Consider the following 19,460-nt stretch of genomic DNA (forward strand, 5'->3'; position numbering starts at 1 on the left):
AGCGAAGGCGGATTACGAAAAATCAGCGACGTACCGCGATCGCTTCGATTTCGATCTTCACGTCTTTCGGCAGACGGGCCACTTCCACGCAGGAGCGCGCCGGGAAGGTGGCGTTGTGCTCGGTGAAAAACGCTTCGTAGGTGGCGTTAATGGTCGCAAAATCGTTCAGATCTTTCACGAACACAGTGGTTTTTACGATATCACCCACTTTCAGGCCAGCCGCTTCGACGATCGCTTTAACGTTTTCCAGCGACTGACGCGCCTGCGCGGAGACGTCATCCGGCACGGTGCCGTTTTTCGGATCCACCGGGATCTGACCGGAAGTGATGATCATGCTGCCTAAATCAACGCCCTGAACATACGGCCCAATGGCTGCTGGTGCATTTTCCGTCGCGATGGTTTTAGTCATAATTTCTCCTGTATTTCAGCGGGAAGAGGGGTTGGGTTCCGCGCCATTATAGGGAGGGAGGAACCCATAACCAACCTCAATTAATTTGCCAGTACCACAGAATGGGAAAACTCTTTCTCACAGTATTTGCATTTCAGCGCGATATCCGCTGCGCGTTTTTTCACCGCAAAGCTGGATGAAACCGGCTCGGCGTGGCTGATGCAGTTGCTGTTCGGGCAGATCAGCACCGCTTCGATGCGTTCCGGCAAACTGGGGCGCGATTTCCCCACCACTTCATATTCATCAATGCGGTTAACGGTGGCGTCCGGCGCATACAGGGCTAACTGGTTAACCTGCTCGTCGGTCAAAAAGGTGTTCTCGATTTTGATCAGATCCTTGCGGCCCATTTCACCTGACGGCAGATTCAGGCCGATGGTGATGCGCTGGTCGGTTTCGGTCAGCTTAAACAGGGTCAGCAGCTTAAAGCCCACCTGCGCCGGAATATGGTCAATCACGGTGCCGCGCTTAATGGCTTCAACCTGGAGTTTGTTATCATGTGTCATGTCGTTTCCCCTCTTAAAGTGCCAAATCGCGATTGAGTACCAGCGCCAGCAGTGCCTGACGCGCAAAGATGCCGTTTCCGGCCTGCTGGAAGTACCAGGCGTGTGGCGTTTTGTCGACGTCGGTGTGGATCTCATCCACGCGCGGCAGCGGGTGCAGCACCTTCATATTGCTGCGCGCGCCGGTCAAATCACTGGCACGCAGGACAAACTGCGCCTTCACGTTGGCGTATTCCGACGGGTCCAGGCGCTCTTTCTGCACGCGGGTCATATAGAGAATATCCACTTCCGGCATCACGTCCTCGATGCTGTCGTGCACGCTCCACGCGATGCCGTTTTCATCGAGCATATCCAGAATGTACTGCGGCATGGCCAGCGCCACAGGTGCGATAAACAGGAAGCGGTTGCCGCTGAATTTCGCCATCGCCTGCGCCAGCGAGTGCACCGTGCGGCCATATTTCAGATCGCCGACCATCGCGATATTCAGATTTTCCAGGCGGCCCTGGGTTTCCTGGATGGTGAACAGATCCAGCAGGGTTTGCGTCGGATGCTGGTTCGAGCCGTCGCCTGCGTTGAGTACCGGAATGCCACCGGAAAATTCCGTCGCCAGCCGCGCCGCGCCTTCCTGCGGGTGGCGCATCACAATGGCGTCCACGTAGGTGCTGATGACCGAAATGGTGTCGGCCAGGGTTTCGCCTTTTTTACCGAGCGACGTATTCGCGCTGTCCGAGAACCCCACCACGCTCGCGCCCAGGCGATGCATGGACGTTTCAAACGACAGGCGGGTACGGGTGGACGCTTCAAAGAAACAACTGGCGATCACTTTATGCTTTAGCAGCTCCGGCTGGGGATTCGCCTTGAGGCTTGCTGCGGTCGCCAGCACCAGTTCAAGTTCTTCGCGACTGAGATCGTTTATGGAAATGATATGTTTCTGATATAGCGGATTAGCCATGGTTATCTCCGGACGTCTGCGCAAAAAAAAGCCCCTCAATAGAGGGGCTGTGGAATAGAGTCGGCAACGGGAAGAAAAACGGCAGGCCTGCGCCCTTTTTCAGACGCGGTAAGACAGTATGTCGAACGCTTTGGACCATGCTTCCTCCCGGCAAATTGTCGGGCATTATACTGAGCTGCTTTTTCGGATCAAGTAATTAATGCACAATTCACGCTATGCAAACGGTTATTATGCATATTAATGCATTCTTAATAGATAATTAACGCGCTTGTGTACGATGGCGGTGCGCTTCACATCGCGCGGAGCCACCCAGACAATACTGCTACCTGCCACCACGCCTAAGATCTCCGGGATGGCATGGTAATCCAGTATCCTGGCGACGGCGCGCCCGTATCCGGCGGCGGTATGAATAAGGATAAACTCGCTATTGTGCTCCACGCTGACCACCATCTCAGAGATGGAACGCGCCGCATCCGGGGCCGGGCGTAATTGCGGATTCACGGAATAAATTTTTTGTCCCTTCGCATTGCGGATTTTTATGACGCCCAGCAGCTTAAGCAGACGCGAAACGGTGGACTGGCTGATGGTTTCGAAGCCATGATCCTGCAAATCCCGACGGATCTGCTCCTGTGATAAATAGCTTTTTTCCATGATAAGACGCTGACAGACGGTGAGCTGAAGCTGCTCTCTGGCGGAGTTAGCGGGTTCGTTCATAGCGTTATCTCAATTGGTTGCCAAAATGCCCGGAAGCGTGGCTTACCGGGCCTGAAAACGTGCAGATGCCCTACGGCGAAAACTCAAAGCAGCGCGCCCACGCTGAGCACCAGGGTGATCACGATGGTCAGTATTAAAAGCAAAGGGGCGACCCACTTCAGGTAACGCACATAAGGTACGCGGGCAATGGCCAGGCCGCCCATCACAACAGCAGACGTTGGCGTGATCAGATTCACAATGCCGGAAGCTGACTGGTAGGCGGTGACCACCAGGTCGCGGTTAACGTTCGCAAAATCAGCAAGTGGAGCCATGATCGGCATGGTCAACACCGCAAGCCCGGAAGATGAAGGCACCAGAAACGAGAGCACCACTTCCAGCCAGTACATCACGTTGATAAACGCCACCGAGGACAAACCGCTCACCATCCCTTCGGCGCTGTGCAAAATGGTGTGGGTGATCATCCCCTTATCCATAATCACCACGATGCCGCGCGCAATGCCGATGATCAGCGCCACGCCGAGCAAATCGCGCGCGCCGTTGATGAACGTGGAGGTCAGTTCTTCTTCGCTCATGCGGGCAATCAGCCCCACGATGATGGCGGCGGCGAGAAACACGGCGGAGATTTCAGCCATCCACCAGCCGAGCACCGCTACGCCGTAGATCATCACTGCGAAGGCGAGGGCGAAAATCACTAGAATCAGCTTGCGAATCGGGGTGAATTCGAGCGCTTCCGGGGATTTATTGCCCAGAAAATGCGCCTGATTTTCTTCGAGTTTATCGGCCACGATGGAGCTTGTCGGATCGAGACGAACCTTACGCGCATAACGCATCACCCACGCCACGCAGATCACCCAGCCCACGCCGAGCAGCAGCACGCGCAGCAAAATGCCGTTGGTGAAGGGAATGCCTGCGGCGTTGGCGGCGATCACCGTGGCGAAGGGGTTGATCGTCGAACCCAGTGTGCCGATCCCCGCTCCCAGCAAAATGGTCGAGGCGGCGACGACAGGATCGAAGCGGGCGGCGAGCATCACCGGCACCAGCAGGGTGTAAAACGGCAGCGACTCTTCGGCCATGCCGTAGATCGTCCCGCCGGCGGCGAACAGCCCCATCAGGATCGGGATCATCCACTCTTCGCGCCCGCGAAGGCGGGTGGTGACACGCTCGATCCCGGCGTCAATGGCCCCGGTTTTGGTGACGATCCCCAGAAAGCCGCCGATGATCAAAATAAACAGTGCCACGTCGATTGCGCCTGCCTGACCGGTCGTCGGATCGTAGAGGCCGCTGATCGGGGCCATCAGAACGGCCACCAGCCCCTGCGGATGCGCCGCAACGTGAGCGTAGGTGCCTGCAACCGGGACTTCTTTACCCAGCGTTTCGTTCATCGCCATCTGATACTGCCCGGCCGGGATCACCCAGCTAAGCGCGGCGACCAGCGCGATGAGAACAAATAAAATGGTGTAAGCGGAAGGAAATTTGAACTTGCCCATGGGGTGCTCTCCCTTTTCGGGCGCGCCAGCGTGCCGACGCGCCCGGTTGATTACTCGCCGAGTGTCGCCACCATGACCGCTTTGATGGTGTGCATTCTGTTTTCTGCTTCGTCAAACACGATGGAGTTGGCGGACTCGAACACCTCTTCCGTCACTTCCAGCCCCTTCAGCCCGTAGGCGATTTCGATTTCACGGCCCATGGTGGTGTGCTCGTTGTGGAAGGCGGGCAGGCAGTGCATAAATTTGACGTTCGGGTTGCCAGTGGCTTTCACCACGTCGCCGTTAACCTGGTAAGGTTTCATCAGGCTTACGCGCTCGCCCCAGGCTTCTTTCGGCTCGCCCATCGACACCCACACGTCGGTGTAGAGGAAATCGACGCCGTTGACGCCTTCTTCCACGTCTTCCGTCAGCACGATCCGCGCCCCGGTTTCGGCGGCGATGGCACGGCACTGCGCCACCAGCGCCTCTTCCGGCCAGAACGCGCGAGGAGCGACCAGGCGGATATCCATGCCCATTTTCGCTGCGCCAACCATCAGGTCATTGCCCATGTTGTTGCGCGCATCGCCGAGGTACGCAAAGCTCAGCTCCGGCAGGGTTTTGCCCGGCGCGTGTTCGAGCATGGTCATCAGATCCGCGAGGATTTGCGTCGGGTGGAACTCGTTGGTCAGCCCGTTCCAGACCGGCACGCCCGCGAATTCACCGAGTTCTTCCACAATCGCCTGGCCGTAACCGCGATATTCAATGCCGTCATACATGCGTCCGAGCACCCTGGCGGTGTCTTTCATCGACTCTTTGTGGCCGATCTGCGATCCGCTTGGGCCGAGGTAAGTGACCTGCGCGCCCTGATCGAACGCCGCCACTTCAAACGCACAGCGGGTACGGGTGGAGGTTTTCTCAAAAATCAGCGCGATATTTTTACCGACTAAGGTTTTCTTCTCACACCCGGATTTTTTGGCCGCTTTCAGCTCAATGGCGAGATCGATGAGGTGCTGAATTTCGGCGGGGGTGTAGTCTAAAAGTTTCAGGAAATTGCGGTTTTTCATTGAGATAGTCATATAAATGTCCTTTTAGAATGTGCGATTTTGTGACCCTCACCCCGGCCCTCTCCCTCAGGGAGAGGGGGCGAAAATTCCCTCCCCCTGAGTGAGAGGGGGCGAAAATTCCCTCTCCCTGAGGGAGAGGGTTAGGGTGAGGGGAAAAAATTACTGCCGAATCAGCGTTCCTTTATCCCCGGCTAAAATCGCCGGGCCGTCTGCCAGCGCGCCGATCCCGGCGATGCCGTTGCACTCGCGCACAAAGCGGCTACAGGCGGCGACCTTCGGTCCCATCGATCCGGCGTCAAACGTCATCTCATCCAGCAGCGCGGGCGTGACCTGGGCGAGGGGGCGCTGACCGGGCTTACCCCAGTCGACATACACCGCGTCGGCGTCGGTGAGGATCAGCAGGGCGTCGGCCTCAATCTGGCGGGCGAGCAGGGCGGCGGAGAGGTCTTTGTCGATCACCGCCTCAATGCCGTGGTAGCCGTCGGCTTTCTCCACCACTGGTACACCGCCACCGCCGTTGCAAATCACCAGGTGATCGCGGCTGATCAGGGCGTTAATGGCGTCGCTCTCGACGATCCGCTTCGGCTGCGGCGAAGGCACCACGCGGCGGAAGTACGTCCCGTCAGCCTTAAAGCGCCAGCCTTTTTCTGCGCTCAGGGCGTCGGCCTGCGCCTGGTCATACACCGGGCCAATGTATTTGGTCGGATTGGCGAAGGCGGGATCGGCCGCATCCACTTCCACCTGCGTCAGCAGCACGCTCACTTCCCGCTGCGGCAACTGGTTTTTCAGCGATTGCTGGAGCATGTAGCCGATCATCCCCTGGCTTTCCGCGCCGAGAATATCGAGCGGGTAGGGGGTGACGTTTTCATAGGCGCTGTTTTGCAGTGCCAGCAGACCCACCTGCGGGCCGTTGCCGTGCACCAGCACCACGCGCCAGTTGTGGGTCAGGCCGGCGATGGTTTTTGCCGCCAGATCGATATTCTTGCGCTGAATGTCTGCTTCCAGCGGCTCACCGCGTTTAAGCAGCGCATTACCACCGAGCGCGACCACGAGGGTAGGTTTCAATTCCATTTTGCGTCTCCTTAAATGCCGTCACGTTCAAGCGGGCAACTCATGCAGCGCGCGCCACCACGACCCCGCCCCAGTTCGTCACCGGGGATCGGCAGGACGGTAATGCCCGCTTTGTCATATTTTTCGTTGGTCCAGATGTTGCGCTCGTAGCCGACAACCACGCCGGGGCGCAGGGTCAGCACGTTGTTAGCGTCATTCCACTGCTCGCGTTCGGCTTCGAAGGCGTCGCCGCCGGTGGTGATCAGGCGGATCTGCGACACGCCCAGCGCTTTTTCCAGCGCATGCAGCAGGCTCGGCTCTTGCAGACGGCTCAGACCGCCGCGTCCGTCCGGGGTCAGCGTCCAGCACTGCACATCTTTGCGCACCACTTCCGGGTAAACCGAGAAGGTATCGACGTCGATATGGGTCATTACGGTGTCGAGGTGCATACAGGAGCGGTGCTTGGGTAATTCAACGGCGATCACCCGCTCGGCCTGACGATGTTTAAACAGGCTGTTGGCGAGGAATTCGATCCCCTGCGGAGTGGTGCGTTCGGACATACCGATTAATACTGCGCCGCGTCCGATGACTAATACATCGCCGCCTTCCAGTGTCGCATGATCGTAATTAATATCTTCATCGCCGAAATATTTAATAAACTCGCCGTCGGTAAATTTCTGGTGCCAGCGATAAATGGCGCGCAGATTATTGGTTTCACGCTGGCGGGCTGGTTTTGCCATTGGGTTGATGGAGACGCCGTTATATATCCAGCATGAGGTGTCGCGTGTAAATAAATGGTTAGGGAGCGGCTTCATAATAAAATCATTTGCCGTATGTGTATCGACGACCATATTTTTAATAAAGGCCGGGATTTCTCCGTAGGTCAGTCCCCCGCTCAGACGACGCGCCAGTTCGCGGTGCGGCATATCGGCCAGCCAGCCGCGCACGTCGGAGGCAAATGTCGGCCCAAGGCGGTAATCCGATACCTGAGTTTGCAGCAGCCAGGCCTTGGCATCCGGCGTATCCAGCGTTTCGGTTAACAGATCGGTAAGCAGTAATACTTCCACTCCTTGCTGGCGCAGGGTATTGGCAAAAATATCGTGTTCTTCACCGGCCCGTTCCACTGACAGCACGTCGTCAAATAACAGCTCCTGACAATTCGAGGGCGTCAGTCTTTTCAGGCTCAGGTTAGGGCGATGCAACATAACGCTGCGCAATTGGCCAATTTCAGAACCGACGTAATGCTTTTCCATAATTATTCCTTGAACTTTTTTAAGAATAAAAGGGACGGCGTTATGAAAATATTATTTTTCATAACCCTTCGTGTTCAGTTGAATTCGGGGGCCATACTAAACGCTGGCGTTATTTATAATGTGATATTGCTCACGCTGAAATGGGGGAGAGCGGGTTTGTTTCTTAATGCATGACTGACATCAGAAAATACCCAAATCATTAAAATAGCCGGATGAATCCCTACGCATTATTCAGTTTCATTATTTGAACTTGTTAATATAATGTAGAAATTAAAAAATAATCACTGTGATTTATCTTATTGATTTTTAACGTTAAATAAATCAGTGCTGCATGAGTATTCAAAATAAACGATCGATTATTTGCGCATTAAGCTAAATTAAAAAATAACTATGGCGTTACCTGCCTGAATATGTTGTGAGGCAAAGTGTGAGTACGCCAAGGTTTTTTTGATAAGTATAAACTAATCAATGGGTTATAGATTGCATTATTATGGATAATCAATCACTTATGCAGAATGGCTGCATAAAGCCAGAATGCTATTTAACAATTTAATAACGGGTCTGCCGATAAACATGCGTTACAACAAATCTTTGCCAATTAGTAGTGGTAGGGAAGTGGTTTTTTTCGTATAACACATAAAAAATGAAACGCTGTTTTACGAAAGGAGATCATTATGATCGTTGGCAATATCCACAATCTGCAATCCTGGCTGCCTCAGGAACTGGCGCAGGCGATTGAATACGTTAAGCAGAACGTCACCGACGCAACCCCGACTGGCAAGCACGACATCGACGGCAGCCGTCTGTTTTTCCTGCTTTCCGAAGATATGACGCAGCCGTTTGCCGAGCGCCGCGCCGAGTACCACGCCCGCTACCTGGATATTCAGATTGTTTTAAAAGGCCAGGAAGGGATGACCTTCAGCACCCTGCCGCACGGCACGCCGGATACCGACTGGCTGGCGGATAAAGACATCGCGTTTTTACCGGCAGGCGAGCAGGAAAAAACCGTGGTGTTAAGCGAAGGTGATTTTGTGGTGTTTTATCCGGGGGAAGTGCATAAGCCGCTGTGCGCCGTGGGTGAGGCTGCACAGGTGCGTAAGGTGGTGGTGAAAATGCTGGTGGGGTGAGGTTTTATCCTCACCTTACTCATACCCTCACCCCGGCCCTCTCCCTAAGGGAGAGGGGGAAAAGCCAGCCCGCGCTCGATTTGTCCGCGGTGCACAGGGGAGAGGGGAAGGGCAATCCGCGCTCGATCTATTCCCTCTCCCCTGTGGGAGAGGGTTAGGGTGAGGGGATATTACTGACTCAGCGTCGCCACCATCACCGCTTTAATCGTATGCATCCGGTTCTCAGCCTGGTCAAACACCACGCTGTTCGCTGACTCAAACACTTCGTCGGTGACTTCCATGCCACCGTGGAGGCCAAATTCTTCCGCCATCTTTTTGCCAAGCGTCGTCTGGTCATCGTGGAAGGCGGGCAGGCAGTGGAGGAATTTCACCTGCGGATTCCCGGTTAACGCCATCATCTGACGATTAACCTGATAATCACGCAGCAGGGCAATACGTTCGGCCCATTTCTCTTTTGCTTCACCCATCGACACCCACACATCGGTATAGATAAAGTCTGCGCCTTTCACGCCCGCAGCGATATCTTCCGTCAGCGTGATATTGCCGCCGTTCTGCACCGCCAGCGCCGTGCACTCGGCCACCAGGCTCTCCTGCGGCCAGCAGGCTTTCGGCGCGACGAGGCGCAGATCCAGTCCCACCAGCGCCGCCGCTTCCAGCATCGAGTTGCCCATGTTGTTGCGTGCATCGCCCGCGTACACCAGTGTCATCTCGTTAAAGGCTTTGCCCGGCAACTGCTCCTGCATGGTGAGCAGATCCGCCAGCAACTGGGTCGGGTGGAACTCATTGGTCAGTCCGTTCCATACCGGCACCCCGGCGAATTCCGCCAGCGTTTCGACGATTTCCTGACCGTATCCCCGGTACTGAATGCCATCGTACATCCGGCCCAGCACCCGTGCGGTATCTTTAATTGATTCTTTATGCCCAATCTGGCTACCGCTTGGGCCGAGCCAGGTTACGCGAGCGCCCTGGTCAAATGCGGCAACTTCGAAAGAGCATCGTGTGCGGGTAGAGTCTTTTTCGAAGATGAGCGCGATATTTTTGCCAGTAAGCTTCTGTACTTCCGTACCTTTTTTCTTGTCGGCTTTGAGTTGTGCGGCGAGCGTCAGCAGGGTATTGATTTCATTGCTGCTAAAATCGAGCAGTTTAAGAAAGTGTTTCTGGTAAAACGCAGACATGTTTCCCTCTCATGGCTTAAGCCACTTATTGAATTAAAATTCACTTTATATGTGTAAATATTCATTTGCAACCCTGTTTAACAAATCTTTTCTGTCAGGAGTGGAGGCATTGGCAACGGTATGTGAAAATAAGAGTATCTGCCGCACATATGAGGAACGAGCCATGGCAAACCCGGAGCAACTGGAAGAGCAACGTGAAGAAACGCGTTTAATTATTGAAGAACTGCTGGACGATGGCAGCGATCCCGATGCGCTGTACACAATCGAGCATCATTTCTCTGCCGACGATTTTGAAACGTTAGAAAAAATGGCCGTTGAAGCCTTCAAGCTGGGTTATGAAGTGACCGAGCCGGAAGAGCTGGAAGTGGAAGAGGGCGACGTGGTGATCTGCTGCGACATCCTGAGCGAATCCGCACTGAAAGCAGAGCTGATCGACGCGCAGGTTGAGCAACTGATGGCGCTGGCAGAAAAATTCGATGTTGAATATGACGGCTGGGGCACCTACTACGAAGATCCGAACGGCGAAGAAGGCGACGACGAGGACGATGAAGATTTCGTCGATGAGGACGACGACGGGATCCGTCACTAAGTTTTACGCTCTGGTCATCAGTGCGGTAGCGCCCGCTGCCGCACTGCAAGGAATTCCATGGATTACCCGCACATACTCTCCCCGATACACCAGTTTCTGCACTGTCCGACGCCGCAGGCGTGGATCGATCGCGCGCGCGATCCGGCTAATCTGCCGCTGCTGTTAACCGATCATCTTGTTTGTGAATTAAAGGCGGCGCAAACGGCGATGCTACTGGTGCGCAAATACGTGGCGGATAAAACCGGCGGCGATACGCTGCTCGACTGGTTAAAACCCTATGAGGCCTTTACCTTTCGCGAGGGGCCGGAACCCGATTTTATCGCGCTGCATAAACAGATTGGCAAAAGCGTGATGCCTCAGACCGACGATCCCTGGGGACGACAGCTTATCGACAGCATGGTGCTGCTGATTAAAGAGGAATTGCACCATTTCTGGCAGGTGCGCGAGGCGATGATGTTGCGTAACATTCCCTACGTCAAAATCACCGCCAGCCGTTATGCCAAAGGGATGCTGAAAGCCGTGCGCACGCATGAGCCCTTAACGCTCATCGATAAACTGATTTGCGGTGCTTATATTGAAGCGCGCTCCTGCGAACGTTTCGCCGCACTGGCTCCTTTTCTGGATGACGATTTGCAGAAGTTCTACCTGTCATTATTGCGATCGGAAGCGCGCCACTACGAAGATTATTTGACGCTGGCGCAGCAGGTTTCGGATGAGGATATTTCCCCGCGCATTCGGCATTTTGGTGAGGTGGAAGCGACATTAATTTCCACGCCGGATAACGAATTTCGTTTTCACAGCGGCGTACCCGTTTAATTAGCAGGACATCAGGATGAAACTGTCACGGATAGCTATACCGCTTGTTGTCGCCCTTATTGCAGGGGTGCTGGGCTACATGAAGAGCGCAGATAACAACAAAACCACTACTCTCTCCCCGGAAGAACAATTCGACGCAGCGCTGGCGACCATGCCCTCGTTCCAGGTGCTTAAAGAGCAGGAGCCGCAGTTCTGGGTGCAGATGCGGACTCGCGCCATGGCGTTGCAAAAAGAAGGGAAGACCGAGCAGCAGATTATCGACATTATCCAGCCCCAAATTTTGCAAAAGCAGGTGGCGCGCCTGCAACAGGCCCCGGACGATCAGGTGGTGCTGTATATGAAAGTGAATATGGAGCAGACCGCGGCGGTGCAAAAGGTCAGCGACGATAGCTGCTACCGTTTTCTGTTCCCGGCGGTGAAGGGCGGGGTAAACCCGATGCGTATTCTGCCGCAGGAGATGCTGCGTTACCGGATGAACGTTGACGCCAATATGATGCGCTCGGCGTATGGCCCGAATAAACACACCGTTACTCATCAGGAACGCGATCAGGCCCTTGAAGATTTACGCCCTGTGGTGGCGCAACTGGCGCAGAAGTATGGTCAGGACATGGAGATTATGTCGCAGCCGGAAAAAGGTGTCGGTAAAGAGAAGGTGACCTGTGACATCGTGCGGGACCTGTGGGCTGGCGTGCTGGCGCTGCCAGAGGCGAAAGCGGCGGGGATTGTGCGCTATACGTCGAGTGAGATGTAGCGGGTTGACCCCTCACCCCGGCCCTCTCCCCATGGGAGAGGTGGATCTGTTCCCTCTCCCTTAGGGAGAGGGTTAGGGTGAGGGGAAAATCCCATCACAGCACCTTAAGCATCCGCACTTCGCAATCCACATGCCCGGTGCAGCCGAGCGGTGCGTCGATATGCTCAAACCCTAAATGCTCATACAGCGCAATCGCCTCTTTCAGAAAGGCGGTGGTTTCCAGATAGCAGCGTTTGAAACCCTGCTCGCGGGCGTGATCCATCGCCAGCAGCGCAAGTTTCTTCGCCAGGCCCTGGCCGCGCATTTCGGGAAGGAAATACATTTTTTGCAGTTCGCAAATGTCCGAATCGCTACAGGAAAGCGGCGCGACGCCACCGCCGCCAACCACCTGACCCGCCCGCTCAATCACCCAGTAAGCATGACGGGGCTGGCTGTAAAGTTGATACAACGCGTCCAGATTGGGATCGGCAACGGTGTAGCCTTTATCGGCCGTTAATCCGAATTCAGCGGAAACCTCGCGGATCACACGGGCGATGGCCGGATTATCATTTTCCTGGAGTAGGCGAAGCAGTAATTCGCCTGTCATAATGTGTGCATTACTCTGCATGGGATAACCTGGAGTATTAGGGGATGTAAAAAGTCTTTGGACAAGCCCCCACTATAAAACAGACCTGGCAAAGATGAAAAATAAAAGCCTGCTTTTGCCAGCATTGCATCTTATTGTCGTGTCGCGGCAATGAAATACAGCGCGGCATATTGTGCTGCGCTGAGTCAGTTCCCCCTTAGAATAAGGGTTTTTAATCATTTATTTCAGGATGAAAAGTATGAGTTCTTTTACTAAAACACAGCGCCATGCCCTTAAGTTTCATGGGGAAGGCGGAAAATATTTTGTTATATGGCTGGTGAATATTTTTCTATCAATCATCACTCTGGGTATATATTCCGCATGGGCGAAAGTCAGAACATATCGTTATTTTTATGGCAATACAGAGCTTTCAGGCGATCGTTTTGATTATCACGCCCGCCCGCTACAAATTCTGATTGGTCGTATTATCGCCTTTGTTGGCATTGTTATTTTCTATATTTGTTCCATGGCAAGTGAAACGCTGACCATGCTTATCGTGGCGGTTTTTGTCTTACTGCTGCCGTGGATTATTGTCCGTAGCTGGCGCTTCAACGCCATCATGTCCAGCTATCGTGGCGTGCGGTTTAACTATATTTGCCGCCTCGGTCGCGCCTACTGGATATTTCTCGGCTTCCCGCTGGTGTGCTTCATAGGACTGATTCTTGCTTTTGGCGTGGCGCGGTTTCTGGCCAGCGGGCTCACGGAATTCATACTTGCCCTCGTGTTTTTTATACCGGCCTTTATCACGTTTAACGGGGTAAGCACTGCCCTGAGTTACGATCTCTATGTGAATAACCTTTTCTTTGGCGATGCCGCGTTTAAGGGCGAAATGAAGAAAGGGGCCTTTGTCAAAATGGCCTTTAAATCTGCGCTGATTGTTGTGCCGGTGCTGCTCATCGCCGGGGCAATACTGGGCAAAATGATCTATTCCATTGCACTAATGAGTGCGTTTGGAGGCGCTGAAGAAGCAGCATCCATGATGATTCTCAGCCATTATGGTTCGATTATTCTGGTCTATGTGCTGATGCTGTTTGGGAGCATGGTTGCGGCGGCATGGCTGATTGTGGCGCATCGTAACTATGTGGCGAACCAGACCACGCTGAACAATGGCGCTATCCGTTTGTACTCCAGCATGAAATTCACCTCCTATCTGGGCCTGCTGTTTACCAACGCGCTGATTGTCATTTTCTCTTTAGGCATCGCCTCGCCGTTTGCCCATGTGCGTCATGCACGCTACGTGCTGGAGACGCTGGAAGTGGAAGGGGATCTGGATTCACTGACCGTCCATGCGCACAGTGAACATGCGCCGGGTGCGGTGACGGAAGAGCTGGTGCAGGCGCTGGATATTAATGTCGGGTTCTAATCTCACGGGTTTTTATCAGTATCCCGGTCGGGCTGCCCGTGAGGTGGCCCAACTGACGCTGCATGACGCGGCGGTGACGCTGCATGTTGACGCGGGCAGTCAGACCTGGCCGCTGGCTGAACTGACGGTGTCAGACGCGCTGGGGGATATTCCATTATCCCTGACGTTTGCCGACGGCGGCCGGTTTGTGCCCGCCGACGATAGGCTATTTCGTCAGTGGTATTTTCGCCATCGCCGTCCGGGACTGATTCATCGGTTAGAGCAGCACAAACGCGGCGTGGTAGCGATGCTGTTCGGCACGGTGCTGGCGGGCGTGTTCTACGTCTGGTGCCTGCTGCCGTTACTGAGCAACCTCATTGCCCAACAGCTACCGGCGAGCATCGAGCAGCAGCTTGGCCGTTACAGCGCGACCTATCTCGAAAGCCAGGGACTGACCCAAAGCAAACTGAGTGCAACGCGTCAGCAGCAGCTACAGATGCTGTTCCGGGAGGTGATCCCAAAAGATATGCGCGATCGGCCGGGCCTGCGCCTGCGCATCATGCATTTCCCGATGGGGGCGAATGCATTCATGCTGCCGGACGGTACCCTGATACTCAGCGATCAACTGGCGCAGCTTGCAAAAAGTGACGATGCGCTGGCAGCGGTCATGCTGCACGAGACAGGGCATTATCGGTATCGTCATTCGATGCAGATGGTGGTGCGCTCTTCACTGATTTCAATCACCATGATGTGGGTGATGGGAGATGTCAGCGGGGTGGGCGACACCTTGTTGCAGTCGGCGGTATTGCTTAACGAGATGCGCTTTTCCCGTAGCATGGAAAGCGAAGCGGATGAATTTGCGCTGGAAGAAATGCAACGCCAGGGGCGGTCGTTGACCGCGATGCTACAAATCTTCACCGCACTGGGCGAGGATGGAAAAGAGGAAAGCAAATGGGCACTCCCGGACTGGCTTAGCACGCATCCGGCCATGGAGGAGCGGCTGGAGGCAATCCGCAACGCCGCGCAATAATTTGCATAAAAAAACCGGGCACGTTAATGCCCGGTTTTTTATTGGCGGATAGCGGCTTTGTAAGTGAATGAATAGCTATTTAGATAGAAGAATATAAATTATACCAGCAGTGTCATATTTTCTGCTGGCGTCCTGTTTTAGGATAGATGCTCATGTAAAAATTTTATCAATGTACCAGCATGTGTTACTTCACGGATGAATAAATGATGAGTATAGATTCTGCATTATCAATACAACTGCCCTATGAGATTTTTTCTACCTATCACCGTTTCGATAATTATTATATTGATGATATGCGGTGCGGTGATTTATATGATTGGGATTTTCAATCTAGGGGATTGAAAGATATCTTTGCGCGGGTCGATCCATTCAGGTGTTTGCAATTTAATATGGCGACTACCTTTAACACCCATTATCCTGATTTCGGTCATCAGCAAGTGCAAGGTAAGCCAATTAGCCGTCGGCAATGCGCAGATATTATGTTTGATGAGATGAAAGAGTTGTCTATGCAATTTGCCAATGGACAGTATGCGTCTCTTATTGGTGAGCTGATTGATCATTTTCATTACGGCAAAGGGCAACCATGGTCTGGTGAACTTCTGAATCGTGCGTCCCATTTATGACCAATTTTCAGGCGTATATGCGTATGAAGGGGGGCGTATGAAGCTGAAACATAAAGTCGTTATCGGTAGTATAGTGCTACTGATATTCAGCTATCTGCTCTGGACTCAACGACCAGTAAATATTATTTGGGCCGGAAGTAAGATTAAGTATGATCCTGCATCTGCACCAGAATTTAATGTCTGCAACGATAGAAATTTCGGAGCATATGATATCGTAGTGAACCATCTTGCATTAACTGAATGGGGGCGGATTCACTGGTATTTGGAGCACAAAGATGAACTGAAGAAAAAATACGGTATACCCTCATGCGATTCCTGGATTATTACTTTTTGGGATATTGGTGGCGGGTTTACCGATATTAAAAAATCCGGCGATAGCGATCTCTATTGTTTCCCCCCGACAAAAGAATCAGAAAAACATTGTATTGAAAAAAATATACTCATGGATGTAGATTTCGATGCGGGGTTCTATGAAAGATTCTCTTTCAGTGATAGTGATTATTACTGGATTACCATGCCGGACGGGAAGCTTTTGCGAATTAAAACACCTTAAAATAAAACGCCGAAGAATACCTTCGGCGTTTTCGTTAACTTACAGCGCGGCTATTACCGCCTGCTGTTCAATCAGCTTCGCTTTGGCCTGGGCGAAACCGTCCAGACGCTCGCGCTCTTTGGCAACAACCGCTTCAGGCGCGCGCGCCACGAAACCTTCGTTACCCAGTTTGCTTTCGATTTTACCGATCTCCAGCTCGATTTTAGCCACTTCTTTCGCCAGACGTTCAAGCTCGGCGGCTTTATCCACCAGGCCTGCCATCGGGATCAGCAGTTCTGCGCCGTCGATGATTTTGGTCACCGACACCGGGCCTTTATCATCGGCTGGCAGCACGGTGATGCTTTCCAGACGGGCCATGGTTTGCAGGAATGTGCTGTTTTCGTTCACGCGACGCACGGCAGCCTCGCTGCAACCGCGCAGCAGCAGAGCCAGCGGTTTACCCGGAGAGAGGTTCATCTCGGCGCGAATATTACGCACGGCGACAATCGCCTGCTTCAGCCATTCAGTGTCAGCGGCTGCGGCTTCGTCCACTTTCGCGGCATCGTACTGCGGGAATGGCTGCAGCATGATGGTGTCAGCGGTGATGCCACACAGCACTTTCACGCGCTGCCAGATGGTTTCGGTAATAAACGGAATCATCGGGTGCGCCAGGCGCAGCAGACCTTCCAGCACCGTCACCAGCGTATTACGGGTGCCGCGCAGTTCCACTTCAGAGCCGCCGTTCATTACCGGCTTGGTCAGTTCCAGATACCAGTCGCAGAACTGGTTCCAGGTGAACTCATACAGAATGCCTGCGGCGATATCGAAGCGGTAGCTGTCCAGCGCTTCACGGTAGGCTTTCACCGTGCGGTTGAACTCGGCGAGGATCCAGCGATCCGCCAGCGACAGGGTCATTTCGCCGCCGTTGAAGCCGCAATCCTGATCTTCGGTGTTCATCAGCACGAAGCGGCTGGCGTTCCACAGCTTGTTACAGAAGTTACGGTAACCTTCCAGGCGCTTCATGTCCCAGTTGATGTCGCGACCGGTTGAGGCCAGCGCCGCCAGCGTGAAGCGCAGGGCGTCGGTGCCGTGCGGCTCAATGCCGTTCGGGAACTGCTTCTCGGTGCGTTTAGCGATTTTTTCTGCCAGCTGCGGCTGCATCATGTTGCCGGTACGTTTCTCCAGCAGATCCGGCAGGGAAATGCCGTCCACCATATCCAGCGGGTCAATCACGTTGCCCTTGGATTTGGACATCTTCTGGCCTTCGTCGTCGCGGATAAGCCCCGTCATGTAGATGGTCTTGAACGGGATCTGCGGCTTGCCGTCTTCGTCTTTGATGAAGTGCATGGTCATCATGATCATGCGCGCAATCCAGAAGAAGATAATGTCGAAGCCGGACACCATCACTGAGGTCGGGTGGAACTGACGCAGCGCGTCGGTGTTTTCCGGCCAGCCGAGGGTGGAGAAGGTCCACAGCGCAGAGGAGAACCAGGTGTCGAGCACGTCGTCGTCCTGACGCAGCGCAACGTCGGCGCTCAGGTTATTTTCCTGACGCACTTCGTCCTCGCTGCGGCCTACATAGACGTTGCCGTCGTTGTCATACCAGGCCGGAATACGGTGGCCCCACCAGAGCTGGCGGGAGATACACCAGTCCTGAATGTCGCGCATCCAGGAGAAATACATGTTTTCGTACTGCTTCGGCACGAACTGAATATCGCCGTTCTCAACCGCTTCGACCGCCGGTTTAGCCAGCACGTCAGCACGCACGTACCACTGGTCAGTCAGCATCGGTTCAATCACCACGCCGCCACGGTCGCCGTAAGGCACGGTCAGGTCGTGGGGTTTGATCTCTTCCAGCAGGCCGAGCGCATCAACGGCGGCAACCACGGCTTTACGCGCGGCAAAGCGCTCAAGTTTCTGGAATGCAGCCGGGATTTCAGCGGAGTAAACGTCAGATTCGTTGCCTTTGGTGTCGTACACTTCGGCGCTTTCACGGATATCACCGTCAAAGGTCAGAATGTTGATCATTGGCAGGGCGTGGCGACGGCCAACTTCATAGTCATTGAAGTCGTGTGCCGGGGTGATTTTCACGCAGCCGGTGCCTTTGGTCATGTCGGCGTGTTCGTCGCCCACAATCGGAATGCGGCGATCGACCAGCGGCAGCATCACGAATTTGCCAATCAGGTCTTTATAACGTGGATCTTCCGGGTTAACTGCCACGCCGGTATCGCCCAGCAGGGTTTCCGGGCGGGTGGTGGCAACCACCAGGTAATCTTTACCGTCAGCGGTTTTCGCGCCGTCGGCCAGCGGATAGCGGATGTGCCACATCGAGCCTTTGGACTCGCGGTTTTCCACTTCCAGATCGGAGATTGCAGTGCGCAGTTTCGGATCCCAGTTCACCAGGCGCTTGCCACGGTAAATCAGATCTTCTTTATACAGGCGCACAAACACTTCTTTGACGGCGTTAGACAGGCCTTCGTCCATGGTGAAGCGCTCGCGCTCCCAGTCCACGGAGTTGCCAAGGCGACGCATCTGACGGGTAATGGTGCCGCCGGATTCTGCCTTCCACTGCCAGATTTTGTCGATGAACGCATCGCGGCCATAGTCGTGGCGGGTTTTACCTTCTTCGGCGGCAATTTTGCGCTCAACCACCATCTGGGTTGCGATACCCGCGTGGTCGGTACCGGCCTGCCACAGGGTATTTTTACCCTGCATACGCTGGTAGCGGATCATGGTATCCATGATGGTTTGCTGGAAGGCGTGACCCATATGCAAACTGCCGGTGACGTTCGGCGGCGGGATCATGATGCAGAAACTTTCCTGGCTTTCATCGCCATTCGGTTTGAAATAGCCCTGCTGCTCCCAGTGCTCGTAAAGCGGCTGTTCGATATCTTGTGGGTTATATGTCTTTTCCATTATTTCCAGGTTGCCGTATTCAGGTTAAAACCGGCCAGGCGATAGGCTTTATAGCGCTCGCGAGCCAGTTGTTTCAAAGTTTCTTCGTAGGGGACGAAGTCTATCACTTCTGTGAAAGCGGTGGCAAAATCTGCAAAGTTTACGCGTAAAGCGATTAACAGATCGCGCGGGCTGCTGTTGCGCTTCTGCGGCCAGGCGATTTCGACCGGCGCACCGCCACGCGGCCCTTCACCCGCCAGATTGTGCGGGACAAAACTCTCTGCCGGACGCGCCCAGAGCGCCTCATCCAGCCGGATAGCCTGCTGTTCATCTTCACAGGCGATCAGCACACGCTTGCCGTTGCGCCAACGTTCTGCGGCAATGTCACACACCAGTTGCTCAACGGCGCTTAAGCCATCCACGGCGTTGTCATTGTCCAGAAGATAGAACGTTGCGTTTTTCATATATGGGGCTTCTTGTTGTGGGTTTAAACCTTACACCCTCACCC

The 19,460-nt window shown here is 54.1% G+C and carries 22 protein-coding genes; 8 read left to right on the plus strand and 14 right to left on the minus strand.

Annotated features, from left to right (window positions below; all coding sequences use genetic code 11):
* Positions 1 to 22 precede the first annotated feature (22 nt).
* The 9 genes from ridA to arcA all read right to left on the minus strand — a co-directional run bounded on the left by ridA (position 23) and on the right by arcA (position 7,447).
* The gene (gene ridA / locus BM373_RS12075; RefSeq protein WP_090461731.1) at positions 23 to 409 is read right to left on the minus strand and encodes a 2-iminobutanoate/2-iminopropanoate deaminase; all 387 of its coding nucleotides are present in this window, start codon (positions 407 to 409) and stop codon (positions 23 to 25) included.
* A gap of 80 nt (positions 410 to 489) precedes the next feature.
* Positions 490 to 951 carry an aspartate carbamoyltransferase regulatory subunit gene (gene pyrI / locus BM373_RS12080; protein ID WP_090461733.1) on the minus strand — a complete coding sequence of 154 codons (462 nt, stop codon included), beginning with the start codon at positions 949 to 951 and terminating at the stop codon, positions 490 to 492.
* A 13-nt stretch (positions 952 to 964) separates the two neighbouring features.
* Positions 965 to 1,900, minus strand: a complete 936-nt coding sequence (pyrB, locus tag BM373_RS12085; protein WP_090461735.1) for an aspartate carbamoyltransferase — start codon at positions 1,898 to 1,900, stop codon at positions 965 to 967.
* Positions 1,893 to 2,066, minus strand: a complete 174-nt coding sequence (gene pyrL, locus BM373_RS21975; protein ID WP_143102656.1) for a pyr operon leader peptide — start codon at positions 2,064 to 2,066, stop codon at positions 1,893 to 1,895. Before pyrL ends, pyrB begins: the two co-directional genes overlap by 8 nt.
* Positions 2,067 to 2,137: 71 nt before the next feature.
* Positions 2,138 to 2,614, minus strand: a complete 477-nt coding sequence (locus tag BM373_RS12095) for an arginine repressor (protein ID WP_090461736.1) — start codon at positions 2,612 to 2,614, stop codon at positions 2,138 to 2,140.
* An 83-nt stretch (positions 2,615 to 2,697) separates the two neighbouring features.
* Complete coding sequence (locus BM373_RS12100; RefSeq protein ID WP_090461738.1) at positions 2,698 to 4,101, minus strand: YfcC family protein; 1,404 nt, start codon at positions 4,099 to 4,101, stop codon at positions 2,698 to 2,700.
* 50 nt (positions 4,102 to 4,151) lie between these two features.
* On the minus strand, positions 4,152 to 5,156 hold the full coding sequence (gene argF / locus BM373_RS12105; RefSeq protein WP_090461740.1) for an ornithine carbamoyltransferase: 1,005 nt from the start codon (positions 5,154 to 5,156) through the stop codon (positions 4,152 to 4,154).
* A 147-nt stretch (positions 5,157 to 5,303) separates the two neighbouring features.
* The gene (gene arcC, locus BM373_RS12110) at positions 5,304 to 6,215 is read right to left on the minus strand and encodes a carbamate kinase (protein WP_090461742.1); all 912 of its coding nucleotides are present in this window, start codon (positions 6,213 to 6,215) and stop codon (positions 5,304 to 5,306) included.
* 11 nt (positions 6,216 to 6,226) lie between these two features.
* The gene (gene arcA / locus BM373_RS12115; protein WP_090461744.1) at positions 6,227 to 7,447 is read right to left on the minus strand and encodes an arginine deiminase; all 1,221 of its coding nucleotides are present in this window, start codon (positions 7,445 to 7,447) and stop codon (positions 6,227 to 6,229) included.
* Positions 7,448 to 8,121: 674 nt separating this feature from the next.
* Here arcA and BM373_RS12120 point away from each other — a divergent pair.
* A complete protein-coding gene (locus BM373_RS12120) occupies positions 8,122 to 8,574 on the plus strand; it encodes a YhcH/YjgK/YiaL family protein (RefSeq protein WP_090461745.1) in 453 nt (150 codons plus the stop codon).
* Positions 8,575 to 8,744: 170 nt separating this feature from the next.
* Here the strand turns inward: BM373_RS12120 and argF (BM373_RS12125) are convergent, their stop codons facing one another.
* Both argF (BM373_RS12125) and BM373_RS21980 read right to left on the minus strand, forming a co-directional pair.
* A complete protein-coding gene (argF, locus tag BM373_RS12125) occupies positions 8,745 to 9,716 on the minus strand; it encodes an ornithine carbamoyltransferase (protein WP_371261113.1) in 972 nt (323 codons plus the stop codon).
* The gene (locus BM373_RS21980; RefSeq protein ID WP_371261107.1) at positions 9,677 to 9,814 is read right to left on the minus strand and encodes a putative translational regulatory protein ArgL; all 138 of its coding nucleotides are present in this window, start codon (positions 9,812 to 9,814) and stop codon (positions 9,677 to 9,679) included. The genes argF (BM373_RS12125) and BM373_RS21980 overlap by 40 nt, the downstream gene beginning before the upstream one ends.
* 98 nt (positions 9,815 to 9,912) lie before the next feature.
* Here BM373_RS21980 and rraB point away from each other — a divergent pair, with 98 nt between their 5' ends.
* From rraB to BM373_RS12140, 3 genes are read left to right on the plus strand one after another with little or no spacing between them, the layout of a single operon-like run.
* Positions 9,913 to 10,338: a ribonuclease E inhibitor RraB gene (gene rraB, locus BM373_RS12130; RefSeq protein WP_090461749.1), complete on the plus strand. Its 426-nt coding sequence runs from the start codon at positions 9,913 to 9,915 to the stop codon at positions 10,336 to 10,338.
* A 57-nt stretch (positions 10,339 to 10,395) separates the two neighbouring features.
* A complete protein-coding gene (gene miaE / locus BM373_RS12135; RefSeq protein WP_090461752.1) occupies positions 10,396 to 11,154 on the plus strand; it encodes a tRNA isopentenyl-2-thiomethyl-A-37 hydroxylase MiaE in 759 nt (252 codons plus the stop codon).
* Positions 11,155 to 11,170: 16 nt separating this feature from the next.
* Positions 11,171 to 11,905, plus strand: a complete 735-nt coding sequence (locus BM373_RS12140; protein ID WP_090461754.1) for a topoisomerase II — start codon at positions 11,171 to 11,173, stop codon at positions 11,903 to 11,905.
* 94 nt (positions 11,906 to 11,999) lie between these two features.
* Here the strand turns inward: BM373_RS12140 and BM373_RS12145 are convergent, their stop codons facing one another.
* Complete coding sequence (locus tag BM373_RS12145) at positions 12,000 to 12,512, minus strand: GNAT family N-acetyltransferase (RefSeq protein ID WP_090461756.1); 513 nt, start codon at positions 12,510 to 12,512, stop codon at positions 12,000 to 12,002.
* A gap of 217 nt (positions 12,513 to 12,729) precedes the next feature.
* Here BM373_RS12145 and BM373_RS12150 point away from each other — a divergent pair, with 217 nt between their 5' ends.
* From BM373_RS12150 to BM373_RS12165, 4 genes are all read left to right on the plus strand, one after another.
* Positions 12,730 to 13,893, plus strand: coding sequence for a YjgN family protein (locus tag BM373_RS12150; RefSeq protein ID WP_090461758.1), 1,164 nt, complete (start codon positions 12,730 to 12,732; stop codon positions 13,891 to 13,893).
* Positions 13,880 to 14,902: a M48 family metallopeptidase gene (locus tag BM373_RS12155; RefSeq protein WP_090461760.1), complete on the plus strand. Its 1,023-nt coding sequence runs from the start codon at positions 13,880 to 13,882 to the stop codon at positions 14,900 to 14,902. The genes BM373_RS12150 and BM373_RS12155 overlap by 14 nt, the downstream gene beginning before the upstream one ends.
* A gap of 203 nt (positions 14,903 to 15,105) precedes the next feature.
* Positions 15,106 to 15,525: a DUF3289 family protein gene (locus tag BM373_RS12160; protein WP_256214638.1), complete on the plus strand. Its 420-nt coding sequence runs from the start codon at positions 15,106 to 15,108 to the stop codon at positions 15,523 to 15,525.
* 37 nt (positions 15,526 to 15,562) lie between these two features.
* Positions 15,563 to 16,078, plus strand: coding sequence for a DUF943 family protein (locus tag BM373_RS12165; RefSeq protein ID WP_090461761.1), 516 nt, complete (start codon positions 15,563 to 15,565; stop codon positions 16,076 to 16,078).
* A 39-nt stretch (positions 16,079 to 16,117) separates the two neighbouring features.
* Here the strand turns inward: BM373_RS12165 and BM373_RS12170 are convergent, their stop codons facing one another.
* Both BM373_RS12170 and holC read right to left on the minus strand, forming a co-directional pair.
* Positions 16,118 to 18,973: a valine--tRNA ligase gene (locus BM373_RS12170; protein WP_090461763.1), complete on the minus strand. Its 2,856-nt coding sequence runs from the start codon at positions 18,971 to 18,973 to the stop codon at positions 16,118 to 16,120.
* Positions 18,973 to 19,416 (minus strand): DNA polymerase III subunit chi, encoded by a 444-nt coding sequence (gene holC, locus BM373_RS12175; RefSeq protein WP_090461765.1) that lies wholly within the window; start codon positions 19,414 to 19,416, stop codon positions 18,973 to 18,975. The genes BM373_RS12170 and holC overlap by 1 nt, the downstream gene beginning before the upstream one ends.
* Positions 19,417 to 19,460: the final 44 nt, after the last annotated feature.

Origin of the sequence: Enterobacter sp. kpr-6 (assembly GCF_900116015.1) — a bacterium.
In the GTDB taxonomy this organism is placed as follows: Bacteria; Pseudomonadota; Gammaproteobacteria; order Enterobacterales; family Enterobacteriaceae; genus Enterobacter_D.